13 protein-coding genes and 1 pseudogene are annotated in these 14948 nt (G+C 75.0%); 7 read left to right on the top strand and 7 right to left on the bottom strand.

What is annotated here, in order from left to right; genetic code table 11:
• Positions 1 to 13 precede the first annotated feature (13 nt).
• Complete coding sequence (locus QCD66_RS08860) at positions 14 to 616, top strand: DUF3043 domain-containing protein (RefSeq protein ID WP_364209729.1); 603 nt, start codon at positions 14 to 16, stop codon at positions 614 to 616.
• Between the two features lie 125 nt (positions 617 to 741).
• Here the strand turns inward: QCD66_RS08860 and QCD66_RS08855 are convergent, their stop codons facing one another.
• A complete protein-coding gene (locus QCD66_RS08855; RefSeq protein WP_364209726.1) occupies positions 742 to 1050 on the bottom strand; it encodes an AzlD domain-containing protein in 309 nt (102 codons plus the stop codon).
• Positions 1044 to 1934 (bottom strand): AzlC family ABC transporter permease, encoded by an 891-nt coding sequence (locus QCD66_RS08850; protein WP_407567072.1) that lies wholly within the window; start codon positions 1932 to 1934, stop codon positions 1044 to 1046. Before QCD66_RS08850 ends, QCD66_RS08855 begins: the two co-directional genes overlap by 7 nt.
• Before the next feature lie 73 nt (positions 1935 to 2007).
• Between QCD66_RS08850 and QCD66_RS08845 the strand changes: the two genes are divergently transcribed.
• Complete coding sequence (locus tag QCD66_RS08845; protein ID WP_357537691.1) at positions 2008 to 2565, top strand: XRE family transcriptional regulator; 558 nt, start codon at positions 2008 to 2010, stop codon at positions 2563 to 2565.
• Here the strand turns inward: QCD66_RS08845 and QCD66_RS08840 are convergent.
• Genes QCD66_RS08840 through QCD66_RS08830 form a run of 3 tightly spaced genes read right to left on the bottom strand, consistent with a single transcriptional unit; the run spans position 2549 to position 5047 of the window.
• Positions 2549 to 3529, bottom strand: a complete 981-nt coding sequence (locus QCD66_RS08840; RefSeq protein ID WP_375737107.1) for an ATP-binding cassette domain-containing protein — start codon at positions 3527 to 3529, stop codon at positions 2549 to 2551. The genes QCD66_RS08845 and QCD66_RS08840 overlap by 17 nt on opposite strands.
• A gap of 11 nt (positions 3530 to 3540) precedes the next feature.
• Entirely contained in the window at positions 3541 to 4350 is an 810-nt protein-coding gene (locus QCD66_RS08835) for an ABC transporter permease (protein ID WP_375737108.1), read from the bottom strand.
• Between the two features lie 10 nt (positions 4351 to 4360).
• Positions 4361 to 5047 carry an ABC transporter permease gene (locus QCD66_RS08830; protein ID WP_375737109.1) on the bottom strand — a complete coding sequence of 229 codons (687 nt, stop codon included), beginning with the start codon at positions 5045 to 5047 and terminating at the stop codon, positions 4361 to 4363.
• Positions 5048 to 5321: 274 nt separating this feature from the next.
• Between QCD66_RS08830 and QCD66_RS08825 the strand changes: the two genes are divergently transcribed.
• The 4 genes from QCD66_RS08825 (at position 5322) to QCD66_RS08810 (ending at position 11613) form a co-directional block, all read left to right on the top strand.
• The gene (locus tag QCD66_RS08825; protein ID WP_375737110.1) at positions 5322 to 5474 is read left to right on the top strand and encodes a hypothetical protein; all 153 of its coding nucleotides are present in this window, start codon (positions 5322 to 5324) and stop codon (positions 5472 to 5474) included.
• Entirely contained in the window at positions 5471 to 7645 is a 2175-nt protein-coding gene (locus QCD66_RS08820; protein WP_407567071.1) for a hypothetical protein, read from the top strand. Before QCD66_RS08825 ends, QCD66_RS08820 begins: the two co-directional genes overlap by 4 nt.
• Before the next feature lie 158 nt (positions 7646 to 7803).
• Positions 7804 to 10584, top strand: a complete 2781-nt coding sequence (locus tag QCD66_RS08815) for a WG repeat-containing protein (protein ID WP_407567070.1) — start codon at positions 7804 to 7806, stop codon at positions 10582 to 10584.
• Between the two features lie 30 nt (positions 10585 to 10614).
• Positions 10615 to 11613 (top strand): aldo/keto reductase family protein, encoded by a 999-nt coding sequence (locus QCD66_RS08810; RefSeq protein WP_375737251.1) that lies wholly within the window; start codon positions 10615 to 10617, stop codon positions 11611 to 11613.
• A gap of 64 nt (positions 11614 to 11677) precedes the next feature.
• Here the strand turns inward: QCD66_RS08810 and QCD66_RS08805 are convergent, their stop codons facing one another.
• On the bottom strand, positions 11678 to 12472 hold the full coding sequence (locus QCD66_RS08805) for a site-2 protease family protein (RefSeq protein WP_364209701.1): 795 nt from the start codon (positions 12470 to 12472) through the stop codon (positions 11678 to 11680).
• 5 nt (positions 12473 to 12477) lie between these two features.
• Complete coding sequence (locus QCD66_RS08800; protein WP_364209698.1) at positions 12478 to 12678, bottom strand: hypothetical protein; 201 nt, start codon at positions 12676 to 12678, stop codon at positions 12478 to 12480.
• A 168-nt stretch (positions 12679 to 12846) separates the two neighbouring features.
• On the opposite strand from QCD66_RS08800, the pseudogene QCD66_RS08795 reads away from it, so the two are divergent.
• Positions 12847 to 14880, top strand: a pseudogene (locus QCD66_RS08795) (bifunctional adenosylcobinamide kinase/adenosylcobinamide-phosphate guanylyltransferase); the annotation flags it as partial.
• Positions 14881 to 14948 lie beyond the last annotated feature (68 nt).

The following is a 14948-nucleotide window of genomic DNA, read 5'->3' as shown; positions in this document are numbered from 1 at the left end:
TTACCCTCTAGGGGTGCCGTCGTTGTTTCGTCGTAAGTCAACCGCCGTCGTCGAGGAGCCGGTCGTCGAGGAGACGCCCGAGCCGGCTCCCGCACGTCCAAAGGGCTACACGCCCAGCAAGAAGGAACTCGGCAAGGAAACCCCGAAGCGGCCGAGCGTGGGCCGCCGGGGCGCCGGTGACACCAAGCCGCTGACCAAGGAAGAGGCCCGCGCGAAGCGCCGCCAGCTTCGCGCCGAGGCCGCCGAGGAGTTCCGCCGCGAGGGCGGGCCCCGCGACCGCGGCCCCGAGCGGCGGCTGGCCCGCGACGTGGTCGACTCCCGGCGTACGGTCGGCACCTGGTTCTTCGGTGGCGCGCTGATCGTGCTGATCGGCTCGTCGGCCGCCATGCCGCCGATCGTGCGGCTGGTCTCCAACCTGCTCTGGGCCACGCTCGCGATCGGCGTCGTCATCGACTCGGTGCTGATCAGCCGAAAGATCAAGAAGTTGGTCCAGCAGCGGTTCCCCGACTCGACGCAGCGATTGGGCGGGGTCTACCTCTACGCCATCATGCGGGCGATCACGTTCCGCCGGATGCGTACGCCGGTGCCGCAGGTGCAACTCGGCGCCAAGATCTAGGTCCGGTCCGCCGGGTGCTCACCGGCACCGGTGGGCCGTCGCGACGAGGCGACCGACGTTCGTGATCTGAGCGCGAGGAACCTTATCCACGTCGGATAAGGTTCCTCGCGCTCAGATCGATTTCGTCAGGGCACGCCGAACAGGCGCAGGACCGCCGCCGTCGCGGCCGCGGCGACGACCACCACGACGAACGGCGCCCGGCGCCACGCCAGCACCGCCCCGACCAGCACCCCGGCCGGACGGGCGACACCCGCGGCGGCACCGGCCTCGGTCAGCGCCGCGGTGGCGGCCAGCGCGGCGAGCAGCGCCGCCGCGGCCATCGGCAGCAGTTGACGTACCCGGTCGGGCAGGTCGAGCCGGTCGCGCAGTGCCACTCCGGCGAAGCGGAACGTGAACGTACCCACGGCCAGCGCCGCGATCACCGCGATCAGCACGTCGACTCCTCCCGACCCGGTACGGGCCCGTCGGTGGCCACCCTGCCCCCCGTCCTCGGCACGGCCCCGGGCACGGGACCAGCCGCCGGCTCGGGAGCGGGACCAGCCGCCGGCTCGGGAGCGGGGTTAGCCGCCGGCTCCAAAGCGGAATCGGCCGCCGGCACCGGCGGATGCCCGCGGCGGCGGGGCAGGAACAGCACGGTCAGGCCGGTGAGGGCGAGCAGGACCGGCAGCCCGGCGGGCAGCAGCGGGGTGGTGACCACGGCCACCAGCGCGCCGAGCAGGGCCACCCGGCGGGTGTCCCGGTCCCGCAGCGCGGGCAGGATCAGGGCGATCAGGCCGGCCGGGAACGCGGCGTCGAGGCCCAGGGCCGCCGGGTCACCGGCGGCGCCACCGAGCAGTACGCCGACGATCGTGCCGACGTTCCAGGCGAGGTAGAGCACGATGCCGGCGAACCAGAACGCCCGGCGGCGGGCCTCCCCCTCGGGCTGGGCGAGGCTGAACGCGGTCGCCTCGTCGGTCATCAGGTGGCTGCCGAGCACGCGGCGGCTCCACCGCCCGCCGAACACGTCGCCGATCGCCAGCCCGAACGGCAGGTGCCGGGCGTTGAGCAGCAGGCCGGCGAAGACGGCGGCGAACGGGCTGCCGGCGGCGATCAGCCCGACGGCCATGAACTGGGCGCCACCGGCGTAGACGATCGACGACAGGGCGACGACGGCCCAGACCGGGATGCCGGCGCCGACGGCGATCGCGCCGAACGAGGCGCCGACGGCGAGCATGGCGGCGGCGATCGCGGCGACGTCGCGGCGCATCGCCGACCCGCCGGTCCCCGACCGCACAGCGGAGCCGGGTGTTCGGCCGGCCGGACCGGCTGTTCGCTTCACCGTACGCACTATCGGATAATGGACCCGGCACCTGCTGTTCGTCAAACCGAACGAAGTGACCGATGGAGCGAACATGACCTCGCACGCCTCCCCGCTGGCCACGATCGCGGTCGCCCTGCGCCGCGAACGGGACCGCGCCGGCCTCTCCCTGACCGAGCTGGCCCGCCGCGCCGGGATCGCCAAGTCGACGCTCTCCCAACTGGAGGCCGGCAACGGCAACCCGAGCGTGGAGACACTCTGGTCGCTCGGGGTGGCGCTCGGCATCCCGTTCAGCCGCCTGGTCGAGCCGCCCGGCCCGGCCGTACGGGTGGTGCGGGCCGGCGAAGGCCCGGCCGTACGCTCCGAACACGCCGACCTGACCGCGACCCTGCTCGCCGCCGGCTCCCCACACGCCCGGCGGGACATCTACCGGCTGGCGGTCGAACCGGGCAGCGGGCGGCACGCCGAACCACACATCCCCGGCAGTGTCGAGCACATCCTGCTCGCGGCCGGCCGGCTGCGTACCGGACCGGTCTCCGACCCGGTCGAACTCGGACCGGGCGACTACGCGACGTTCGCCGGGGACGTCCCCCACCACTACGAGGCGCTGGAACCGGGCACGTTCGGCATCCTCGTCATGGAGCACCCGTAGGGTGCCGTTCCCGGCCCGGAGCCGAGTACAACCTCGCCACCACGTCCTCGATGTCCGGCTCCACGATCGAGATGTCGCGCAACTCGGCGACCCCGGACAGCCGGCCGATCAAGCCGCCGACGGTCGCCGTGTCGAGCCCGTACGTCAGCCGCCGGCCGTCGGCCTCGACCCGTTCCAGGACCGCACCGGGCACCGGCGGCGGGTCGGCCAGCGGGGCGTCCAGGTCGATCACCACCAGCCGGCGGGACCGGTAGCGGGCGTGTAACGCCTCGATCGTTCCGTCGTGCACCACCCGGCCGTGGTCGATCACGACCAGCCGCCGGCACAGCCGCTCGATGTCGGCGAGGTCGTGGGTCGTCAGCACCAGCGTCGTGTCACCGGCCGCCCCCAGCTCGGCGAGGAACCCGCGGACCGCCTGCCGGCTCAGCACGTCCAGCCCGATCGTCGGCTCGTCGAGGAAGAGCACCGACGGCCCGTGCAGCAGCGCCGCGGTCAGCTCCCCGCGCATCCGCTGCCCCAGCGACAGCTGCCGGACCGGGGTGTCCAGGAAGGCGTCGAGGTCGAGCAGGGCACGGCAGCGGCGCAGCCGGGCCGCATGGTCGGCCGGGGGCACCCGGTAGATGTGCCGCAGCAGGTCGAACGAGTCCCGCAGCGGCAGGTCCCACCACAGCTGCGACCGCTGGCCGAAGACGACCCCGATCCGCAGCGCCAGCCTGGTCCGCTGCGGCACCGGCTCGAACCCGCAGACCCGGACCCGGCCGCCCGACGGGCTCAGCACCCCGGTCAGCATCTTCAACGTCGTCGACTTGCCGGCCCCGTTCGGTCCGATGTAGCCGAGCATCTCGCCGGGAGCCACCGTCAGGTCGACGCCGTCGACGGCGGTCACCGTACGCCGCTCGCGGCGCAGCCGCCCCTTGCGGACCCGTACCGTGAAGTCCTTACGCAGCCCGGACACCTCGATCACGACATCTCCACTCACGAGCCCGTACTCCGGTAGTGCCGGACGCCGACCCGCCACACCACGGCGGCGACCGTCGCCGCGACCACCGCCACGCCCGGCGCGGCCCAGCCGACCCAGACCGGCAGGCCCAGCGGGTCGGTCCGGCCGAGCAGCGCCAGCGCCGGGTAGTAGGCGACGAACGCGAAACCCAGGCCGTACGCGAACAGCCGCCGGAACCATCCGCTGTAGACGGTCACCGGGTACGACGTGAAGTCCCGCCCGCCGTACGTGAAGGCGTTGGCGATCTCGCCGGACTCGATCCACCAGAACGCCACGCTGGCGCCGATCACGAAGATCGAGCCGAAGAACACCGCCCCGGCCAGCGGCGCCACCACGGCCAGCGCGACGCGTCCGGGCGTCCAGTCGACGTCGGCGGCGACCAGCGCGACCACCAGCACGACGACGCCGAAGAGCACCCGCGACACCTTGCGCAGCGGCAGGTCCATCAGCAGCAGTTGCGGCAGCGATCCCAGCGGCCGGACCAGTACGGCGTCGAACAGGCCGGTCCGGACGTAGTGCTTGACCCGCTCGATGTTGCCGACCGCGAGGTCGGCGGTGGCGAACGCGGCGGCCGACAGGCCGACCATGACCATCGCCTCGGCCAGCCCGAAGCCGGCCAGGTCGCGGGTCACCCGGAAGAGGACGAGCACGGAGAGTACGTCGAACACCGTCGCCCCGACGTTGCTGAGCAGGTCGACGACGAAGGAGACCCGGTACGACGCCTGGGCGCGGACCTGTCCCCGCAGCAGCGCCAGATAGGCGCGGCCGGCACCCCCCTCAACCACCCTGCCGGCGTCAGCCACCCTGGACCACCAGGCGCCGTTCGGCGCGGTGCTGCACCAGCCGGCAACCGGCCAGCACCGCGACCGCCCAGCCGAGTTGCACGACCACGATGCCGAGCTGGACCGGTGCCGGATCGCGTTCGACGAGCACGTCCAGCGGCGCCTGCATGACGCTCGGCAGCGGGGTCGCGAGCCAGATCGTGCCCCAGAGCCAGTCGGGCAGGAACCGCAGTGGAAAGTAGAGGCCGGCGAGCACCCCGGAACCGAGCGTCCACAGGGTCGTCACCCCGCGCGCGTCGTGCAGCCAGTAGGCGGTGGCGTTGACCAGGTAGCGGCAGCCGAAGCAGACGACGACCGCGAGCAGCATCGACACGGCGAACAGCGGCACCGTCTGCCACCGGGCCGGCACGTGTACGTCGAAGAAGAGCGGCCCGGTCAGCACCGGCGGGACGAAGCGGGTCAGTACGGCGTACCCGGCGCGGCCGAGATCGCCGGCGAGATAGCTGGTGACCGGGTCGACCGGGCGCAACAGGTCGCTGGCCACGTCGCCGGTGCGGATCCGGTCGGCGAGTTCGGTCCAGCCCCAGATGCCGATCACCGCGAGCAGGCCCTGCCCGGCCCAGACGAAGGTCGCCAACTGCTCGCGGCTGTAGCCGGCGGCCAGTCCCGTCCCGGTGCCGGTGGCGACGGCCAACAACACATAGCAGCGCAGGAATCCGAAGACGGTGTTGGTGAACAGCCCGGCGACGGTAGCCTGCCGGTACGTAGAGTATCGCCGGAATCCGGCGCCAGTTATGGCGGCAAATGTCCGTAACTTTAGGACAACGTTTGAGTGGCGCGCCGCTACTGTAGTGGCGGTCACCGAGCCCACGCCGCTACCCTCCTTCCGCAACCACGCTGCACCGAGCCGGGTGACTCTATCCGGTGCCCGCGGCTGCCCAGCGACACATTTTCCGCGACGAGGTGACATCGCCGTGAGCGAGCGACGGGATCCCTTTTCCCCGGTCGCCGCACGCGCCGACGAGGTCACCCACCCACGGCGGAGTCCCACCCGGCCCGCGCAGCGGAACGACGCGGTGACCCGCTGCCACGACGTACGGCCGGCGACCGGCAGGACCGACCGGTGACCGACAACCGCTTCGACTTCCACCGGTCCCGTAACGATCCCGACTGGATGGTCGAGATCACCGCGGAGTGGGTGCCCCAGGTTCCCGGCCAGCGCTACCCGGGAGACACCGGACCGCTGCGCAACGGCGCCGGGGCGATCCGCCGCCCAACCGCCTCCGGCCGCGCCGGGGTCTACCAGTCCGGCCAGCGGCCGGCACCCCCGCCCGGGCCGTTCCCGCCCCGGCTGACCGGCGTCGACGGCCATGGCGCACCCCCGCCACGATCCGGGCGGCCGGCGGCCGACGAGCGCCGCCCGCCGTACCCGGACGGGCCGTTCACCGACGGCCGGGGGCGGTGGACCGACGAACCCGGCCCCCGGTACGACGACGGCTTCGCCGGCCCGCGCGCGCCGCGCCACGAGCCCGATCCCCGCGGCCGCCGCCACGACCCCGACCGGCGCCACGACCACGACCCGCGCCACGACGGAGGCCCCGGTCCCCGGGACCGCCGGTACGACGGACCGCCGGACGGTCCGGGACGGCGGGACGGCTTTCCCGACCGGCGGTTCGCCGACGGTCGGGGTGGGCAGCGTCCGGAGGAGCACGACCGGCGGGTGCCCGACGACGCGTGGCGCGGACCGGGCGACGGCCGCCGCCCGGGATCGCATTCCGCCGGCCGGGGCTCCGACCGTGGATACGACGGACGCGACGGCTCCCACACCGACGGGCGCGGACGGGTTCCGCTCGACGGACGCGGCGGTCCGCTGACCGACGGGCGCGGACGGGCGCCGGTCGACGGATGGGGTCCGCACCACGACCGCCGTGATCCGGGCGGGCGCGGCCCCGGCGCCTACCCGGCCGACGGCCGGATATACGGCGGCTACGGCCCCGAACCCCGCCATCCGGACCGGCGCGACGTCGACCACCGCGAGTTCGACCGGCGCGACCCCGACCGGCGCGAGTTCGACCGACGGGACTTCGACCACCGCGGCGTCGACCGACGCGACCTGGACCGGCGCGAGCCGGAACGGCACGGCCCCGACCGGCGTGACCTCGACCGGCACGGCTCCGACCGGCGCGAGCCGGACGGCCGGCGGGCACCGCACGCCGACGGCCGGGACGGATGGCAGGGACCACGGCACCCCGACAACCGCCGGGACGGATGGGACGGCCTCCACGGCGACCGCCGCGGGCGCGACTCCTGGGACGGTCGCGGCGCCACCCCCCGCCCACCCGAACCCGAACCACGCCACCCGCGCGACCGGGATCCCTACGCCACCGGGCCGGTCAGTCCCCCGGCCGGCGGCCCCCGCCTCTACGGGGAGCCGCGGCCGCACCGGGACGGACCACCGCCCGCCGACATCCCGTCCCGGCCCGACGACCGCCGTCCGGCCGAGCCGGACCACCGCCAGGTCGAGCCGGACCACCGTCGCCCGACCGCAAGCGGCCCGCCACACACCGGCCCCGACGGCTGGGACTCCGACCGGCACCGTCAGCCCGGCCGGCCGGTCCGCCAGCCCGACCGCGACCTGCCGTACCCCTTCGGCCGGGAGGCCGACGAGCCGGAGCGGGACCACGACCCGCGGCGCGGCCCCGGCCGCCCCGCACCCGTCAGCGGCGGTGCCGGTCCCCTCGACGAGCCGTACGGCCGGGTCCGGCCCCGCTGCCGGAGCAACCCGACGCCGCCCGCGACGTGCCCCCGACCGACGCCGCCCGCCGCGTACCCCCGACCGACGCCGCCCTCGCCGGCCGGCCCACGTCGCCCGCCGGGCCGGCGGACGAGCTGCCGCGGCGCATCCGGCGGCCGATCCCCCGTGACGGTTTCCAGCCGGATCGCGGCGCCCCGGCGCCGTCGGCGCCCCGGCCCACTGCCCCGCCACCGGTCGACGACGACCACACCCCGGCACCGGCGCGCGATGAACAACGCCCGGCGCCGGCCCGCCATGACGACCACCGCACCCCGCCGCCGGCCCGGGACGAACAGCGGTCCCCCGCTCCCGGTCCGGACGAACAGCGGCTCCCTGCGGGGCGGGAGTCGGGCCCCACCGCGGCGGACCGGGCCACCGGCCTGGCCGGCGACCGGTCCTGGCCGACCGGCGCGGGCCAGGAGCCGCCGACCCGCCCCATCCACCGGGACGGAACGGACGAACGGCCGACACGTCCGGTGTCCGGCCCTCCGGTTCCCCGCCTGAGGATCGAGTTCGTGCCCGTGGCGCCTCCCGCCCCGGCCACGACCACCGGGTCTGGCCGCGACCCGGCCGAACAGCCGCCCACGCCCACCAAGGACGCCCCGACCAGCGGCGCGCCGCCGGCTGACGCCATGTCGGCCGGTACCACACCGGCTGGCGCCATGCCGGCTGGTACCAAGCCGGCCGGCGCCGAGGCGCGGGCGGTTGAGGCGGAGGCCAATCCGTGGTTCGGCCAGGCCGACAACGCTCCCGCCAGCCCGGGAAGTCCGGCCGGCAAGGCCCCCGCCACGTCGGGCGGTCCGGCCGGCGCGGCTTCCGCCGGCCCGGCCGGGGAGATGGCGTCCACCGCCCGGGCCGCGCTCGCGCAGCCCGACACCACCTCCACCGAAGTGCCACCGTCCAATGTCGACCACCTGGCGCCGCCGCCGGATTCGTCTACTTCGGACGACGACCTTCGGCTGCCGGAGGGCGGACCGGACAAGTCGACCCCGGCTGCTCCCCGCCCGGCCTCGGCACCCACCGGTCCCGAGCCGTCGACCGGGCCGTCCCGGCCACCGGCGGACGGCACGGTCGGTGCCGCCGAGGACAGCGCCGACCCGGCAGACAACGACGATCTGGGCGGCACCCGGCCGACAAGCGGTCGAAACGCCGACATCCCGGCCACGGCCCAGCCCGACCAGCCCCGACAATCGGACCGCGCCACCCCACCGGACGAAGCCGCGCCGCCAGAAGATGTCACCGCACTGCTCCACGCCGGGCCGCCGGAGGACGCCACCGAACTGCTCCACACCCCACCAAACGACGCCACCAAACCGATCCACACCGGGCCGGCGGACGACGCCACCGAGCTGATCGGTGGCCCGACACCGGCGGGTCCGCCACCCGAGGACGGGCCGGCGGCGTCACCGGCCGCCCCGTTCCCCACCGGGGCCGGCACGACACGGCCGACGGACGACACCGACCCGGCGGACGACGACGTGGCGGCGGACCATTACGCGGCGGCTGACGGCGACGTACCGATGGTCGGCACCCGGCCGACGGACGGCGACGGGCCGACGGACGGCGACGGGGCGGCGGACGGCCACGGGGCGGAAGACGTGGCGGGGTCGACCGACGACACCGCCCCGGCGAGCCGCAGACCCGAACCGGCCCGGCCCGACGGCACCGAACCAGCCCCGCCGGACGACAGCGAACCGGCCCGGTCCGACACCGCCGTGGTCGGGCCCGACCACACGCCGCCCGCCCCGGCGCCGGAGACCGCACCGCGGCCCGTCCCACCGGTGGACACACCGTCCACACAAGACACTCCGGACCCGTCGGCGACGCGGTCCGTACCGGCGCTGAACGGCGCCGACCCGCGACCGGAGCCGGACGGCACCGGTCCGGCACCGGTCTCCGCACCGCCGGCCGGTCAGGGCCGCCCCGAACCACCAGCCGACCGGCCGGTGTCCGACCCGCCGGACCGGGGCACCGTCGAGGCCAGCCCGGACACCGTGCTGCCCGCCCCGGCGGCGGCCGCCGGGGCGGCGACCGCGCTGCGCGCGCCGACGATGCTGGCGCCGGTCGTCACACCCGACTCTCCGGAACCGGCCGGGCCCGCGCCGGCCGCACGGGACCGGGCCCGCGAGTCGCGGGGCGCCGACCCGGAGCAGGTGCTGGCGACGTACCGGTGGCGGTTCCACCACGAGACGTTGCGGGAACTGGTCGAGGATCCGGACGAGTTGCGGGCCATCCGGGACCGGCTCACCGAGAAGGTCGAGGCGGCGACCGACAACGCCTCCCGGGCCCGGCTGCTGAGCCTGCGCGCCGTCGTCTCGCGGATCCTCGGCGACCTCGGCAAGGCACTCGCCGACGGCAGGCTCGCTCTCGGCCACGCCGAGGCGACCGGGCAGTTGCGCCGGATCGCGATCGCGCAGGCCCGGCTGGCCCACGTGCACCAGTGGCGTGGTGACTTCGCCGAGGCCGACCGGCTCTTCGAGGAGGCCAACTCGTCGGAGCTGCCCGACCGGCTGCGGGCGACCATGCACGAGCACGCCGGCCGGTCCTGCTACGACCAGGGCCGCTACATCGAGGCGTGCAACCACTTCGAGCGCGCGCTCGACCTGCGCAAGGTCAAGGATCCGGATCTGATGGCGCGTACCGAGCTGGCGCTGGACGCGGTCTTCGCCCGGGTGGCCGAGAAGGGCTGGGGGCCGTACCCGCGCGGCCGGGACGAGATCCTCCAGGTGCACCGGCCGCCGGTGCCGACGTTCAGCGACGAGGTCCAGCGGTGGGGGTACGCCGATCCGGACGGCACGCTGACGGTGGCGCCGAGCTACGCCGACGCGCAGCCGTTCCGGGACGGGGTGGCCTGGGTACGCCGGCCGGAGGCGGACACCTGGGAGCTGATCGACGAGTCGGGTGAGCTGCTGGTCGACGCGTCCGCCGGTTATCTGGGCGTCGGTTCGTTCGCCGACGGGCTGGCCTGGGTGTCACGGGACGGCACCGGTGGCTGGATCGCGATCGACAAGGCGAACGAGGTGGTGATCGCCGCCGGGTTCGACGACGTACGGCCGTTCCGGCGGGGTGTCGCCGCCGTACGCCGGGGCGGGTGGGGTGCCGTCGACCGGACCGGGCGGGTGGTGGTGCCGACCCGCTACGCGGCGTTCGTCACCGCGCTGACCGACGGCCGCTACGTCGACGGGTTCACCGACGAGGGGCTGGCGATCGTCGAGGCGGACGGGCGCAAGGGTGTGGTCGACCGGACCGGGCGGACGATCGTCCCGCCGGCGCATCCGGCGCTGGTCATCCACCCGGTCGCGTTCCTGGTCGCCGGCGGCAACGGCCGGTGGGGTGCCCTGGACCGGCGCGGCGATCCGCTGATCGACCCGGTGCACGCCAGCCGTGGCGACGTGATGGACGAGATCGACCGCCTGCTGGCGGACACCAAGCCGGTGCTCTGACCCCGGTTGACCAGGGGCTAGGGTCGGGGCATGGAATTCCGACACCTTGGTCGCTCCGGCATGCTGGTCAGCGAGATCTCGTACGGTAACTGGATCACCCACGGTTCGCAGGTCGAGGAGGAAGCCGCCCTGGCCTGCGTACGGGCCGCCCTCGACGCCGGCATCACGACCTTCGACACCGCCGACGTCTACGCCGGCACCCGCGCCGAGGCGGTGCTGGGCCGGGCGCTGCGCGGTGAGCGCCGGGAGGGTCTGGAGATCTTCACGAAGGTCTACTGGCCGACCGGTCCGGGCCGCAACGACCGTGGCCTGTCCCGCAAGCACATCATGGAATCGATCAACGGCTCGCTGCGCCGGCTGGAGACCGACTACGTCGACCTCTACCAGGCGCACCGCTTCGACCACTCGACCCCGCTGGAAGAGACGATGGAGGCGTTCGCCGACATCGTGCACTCCGGCAAGGCGCACTACATCGGCGTCTCGGAGTGGACCGCCGACGAGATCCGGCGGGCGCACGCGCTGGCCCGCGAGCTGAAGATCCACCTGGTCTCCAGCCAGCCGCAGTACTCGATGCTGTGGCGGGTCATCGAGGCCGAGGTCGTCCCGACCAGCGAGGAGCTGGGTATCGGCCAGATCGTCTGGTCGCCGATCGCGCAGGGCGTGCTGACCGGCAAGTACCAGCCGGGCCAGCCGCCGCCGGCGGGTTCGCGGGCCACCGACGAGAAGTCCGGGTCCGGGTTCATCGCCCGGTTCATGACCGACGAGGTGCTCTCGACGGTGCAGCGGCTGCGGCCGCTGGCCGATCAGGCCGGGCTGAGCATGGCCCAGCTCGCCGTCGCCTGGGTGTTGCAGAACCCGAACGTGTCGTCGGCCATCATCGGGGCTTCGCGGCCCGAGCAGGTGGTGGACAACGTCAAGGCGGCCGGGGTCAAGCTCGACGCCGACCTGCTCAAGGCGATCGACGACGTCATCGACCCGATCGTCGAGCGCAACCCGAAGCTGACCACCAGCCCGGCGCAGCGGCCCTGACGACGGTCGGGTGCGGGCATCCCACGCGGGATGCCCGCACCGGCCCCGGGCCGTCCGGCCCTGGTCAGGACCAGAAACGGATCAGGCGCAGACCCTCGGCGTAGAGCGCCTGGGGCAGGCCGATGAGGTCGCCGACGGCGAAGACGCCGCCGAAGAACCAGGCGTTGACCGTCGGGTTCCACAGCAGACCGAACAGCAGCAGGAACCCGAACGGCGCCATGATGTCGTAGCCGCGCCGCCACTTCGGCGACAGCCACGGCTGCAGGATGTTGCCGCCGTCGAGGCCCGGCACCGGCATCAGGTTGAGCACGCTCGCGGTGAGCTGGAGGAACGCCAGCAGCGCCACCCCGGCCCAGAACTCCAGCCGGGCGCCGACGTCGACGCCGACGGCGAACGGCACGACCAGCGCCAGTGCGAAGACGACGTTGGTCGCCGGGCCGGCGAGGCTGACCAGACTGTGCTTCAGCCGGCCCGGGATGTGGTGCCGGTCGACCCAGACGGCGCCGCCGGGCAGACCGATGCCGCCGAGCAGCACGACGACGACCGGCAGCACGATGGACAGCACCGGATGGCTGTACTTCAGCGGGTTCAGGGTCAGGTAGCCGCGGTGCGCGACGCCGGTGTCGCCGGCCCGGAACGCGACGATCGCGTGCGCGTATTCGTGCAGGCAGAGCGAGACGAGCCAGCCGGACACGACGAAGAGGAAGACGTCGAGCCGTACGTTGCCGAACCCGTTCCAGGCCAGCACCCCGCTGGTGACGAAGAGCGCCACCAGCGCCAGGAAGATCGGGCTGGGCCGGAACGCCTCTCGTGGCACGCCGAGCACGAAGCCCGCGCGACCCGGCTGGTCGTGGCTCACCGCGGCTACTCGGCGGCCGGCTGCAGGCTCATCCGGTATTCGACCCGGTCGTCCTCGACGAGCGTGACCGAGGTGACGCCGCCCGCGGCGAGGTCGGACCAGGTCTGGCCGATCCACGACTCGGCGTCGGCCTGGCTGCCGAACGTCTCGGCCGGCCCGTCCGCCGACTGGCCGTCCGTACCCTCGTACCGCCAGCTCCACGGCATCTCGTGTCTCCCCTCGCCGATTCACGTCCGTCCAGGACGGCCCCAGCCAGCCTAGTCGGCGGGTACGTCGGTCAGCCCGGGGCGGCGTCGCCGCCCCGGTGGCACCGGTCACGTCCGTCGGCCGGTCCGGGGATCACCGGCCCAGGTTCCGGCCTTAAGGTACGGGGCATGTCCGTTGACGGGTTGCACACGGTTCTCGTGCTCGGCGGGATCCGGTCCGGCAAGTCCGAGTTCGCCGAGTCCCTGGTCGCCGACGCGCCGGTGGTCCGCTATGTGGCCACGGCGCCCGAGCTGCGCGACGACCCGGAGTGGACGGCCCGGATCCGGGCGCACCACGAGCGGCGGCCCCGGTCGTGGACGACCGAGGAGGTCGCCGGCAACCCGTCCGAGCTGGCCCGGGTGCTGGGCAGCGCGCCGGCCGGCGAGACGCTGCTCGTCGACGACCTGGGCGGCTGGGTGACGGTGCTGCTGGACCCGGTCCACCAGCCGGCCGACGACCGGGCCACCATCGACGAACTGGCGGTCGCGGTACGCGACTGCGCGGCCCGGTTGGTGTTGGTGAGCCCGGAGGTGGGGCTGTCGCTGGTGCCGGCGAACCCGATCGGGCGGGCGTTCGCCGACGCGCTCGGGTCGACCAACCAGGCCGTCGCGGCGGTCAGCGACGCGGTCGCGCTGGTCGTCGCCGGCCAGCCGACCTGGCTGAAGACGCCCGCCACCGCAACGCCCGCCACCGCCTCGGCCGCCACCACGCCAGCCGCCCCGGCCGCGACGCCCACGGCTCCGGCGACGACGGCCACGACGCCGACCACTCCGGCCGGGACCGGCGCCGCGAACGGCCTCGCCCTCGACAAGGTGCCGGCCGGCGGTGCCGCGCGGCCGGCGGCGGTCTCCCCCGAGGTGCTGACGCCGCCGCCCCCGCCGGACGACAGTGCTCCCCCGCTGCCCGCCGACGCCTGGACCGCGCCGACGATGACGCTGCCGGTGGCCTCGACCGGGCTGGTCATCCAGCCCGGCATGGAACTGCCGATGCCCGACGAGTACGCCGGCCCGCAGGCACTCGACCGGCTCGCCGAACTCGACCTGCCCGGCACCGGCCTCGGCAACCTCGAACACGTCGTGAAGTTCGCGGCGGCCACCCAGGGCGTCGCCGTACCCCGGCCCTGGCGCTCGGTGCGCGTGCTGCTGCTGCACGGCGACCACGCCGGGGGCAGCGCCGCCGGCGTACGGCCGGACGAGTCGCGGCGCCGCGCCGACCAGGCCCGGGCCGGCCTCGGCCCGCTCGCCGGGCTGGCCGCCGAACTCGGTGCCGGCCTGCAGGTCGTCGAGGCGCCCGCCGCCGCGCCGATCGAGGACGGGCCGGCCCTGCCGGCCGACGCGGTCGAGACCGCCCTGCGGTACGGCTGGCGGCTCGCCGAGGAGGCCGCCGACGCCGGGGTCGACGTGCTCGTACTCGGCTCCTGCGGCACCGGCACGGACGCCGCCGCGGCGGCGGTGCTGGCGGTCACCACGGGTGCCGAACCGGCGGCCGTGCTTCCCCGCGTGATCACCGCCGGCGGGCAGGTCGACGACGACGCCTGGATGGCGCGGTGCGCGGCCGTCCGCGACGCGCTGCGCCGCGTCCGCGGCGGCGCCCGGGGTGCCAAGGACATGCTCGCCGACGTCGGCGGCGGCGACGTCGCGATCGCCACCGGCGTGCTGCTCGGCGCCACCGCGCGGCGTACGCCGGTGGTCCTCGACGGTCCGATCGGGGTGGCGGCGGCGCTGGTCAGCCGGGATCTCGCCGGCCAGGCCCGGCACTGGTGCCTGCTGGCCGACCACGGCCGGCACCCGGCGGTGCGGCTCGCCGCCGACGTACTCGGCCTCACCCCGCTGCTCGACCTGCGGCTCGATCTCGGCGAGGGCGCGAACGCGCTGACCGCGCTCCCGCTGCTGCGCTCCGCGCTCACCCTCGCCGGCACGCTGCCGCCCCGCCCCGGGGCCGCCGGACCGGCGGACGCGGCCGACAGCCCGCCGGTCGAGGACGTCGCCGCGCCGCCGCCGGTCGAGGACACCGATTCCGCCCCGCCCGCGCAGGACCGGCCGGCCGGGCCGGTCACCGGCGACGACGACGGCGGGTCCACCGCCCCCGGCCCGGAACCGCGCCAGGACGACGACGAGCGGGAGTTCGTCGAGCCGGAGCCGGCCGGCCCCGGCCCGGCGGCGCCCGCCAACGGCCCGGCGGCGCCCGCCGACTCCCCGCGGCGGTCGGACGACCAGGCCACCCGGCCGGT

The organism is Polymorphospora sp. A560 (assembly GCF_045781765.1).
GTDB lineage: Bacteria > Actinomycetota > Actinomycetes > Mycobacteriales > Micromonosporaceae > Polymorphospora > Polymorphospora lycopeni.
The sequence above is the reverse complement of the archived record's forward strand: the minus strand, read 5'-3'. Positions and strand labels throughout refer to the sequence as shown.

What these genes read in the sequence shown, in the direction of transcription:
- QCD66_RS08845 (WP_357537691.1), top strand. Translation starts at nt 2,008, where the DNA reads ATGACCTCGCACGCCTCCCCGCTGGCCACGATCGCGGTCGCCCTGCGC.
- QCD66_RS08815 (WP_407567070.1), top strand. Translation starts at nt 7,804, where the DNA reads ATGCCGGCTGGTACCAAGCCGGCCGGCGCCGAGGCGCGGGCGGTTGAG.
- QCD66_RS08810 (WP_375737251.1), top strand. Translation starts at nt 10,615, where the DNA reads ATGGAATTCCGACACCTTGGTCGCTCCGGCATGCTGGTCAGCGAGATC.
- QCD66_RS08800 (WP_364209698.1), bottom strand. Translation starts at nt 12,678, where the DNA reads ATGCCGTGGAGCTGGCGGTACGAGGGTACGGACGGCCAGTCGGCGGAC.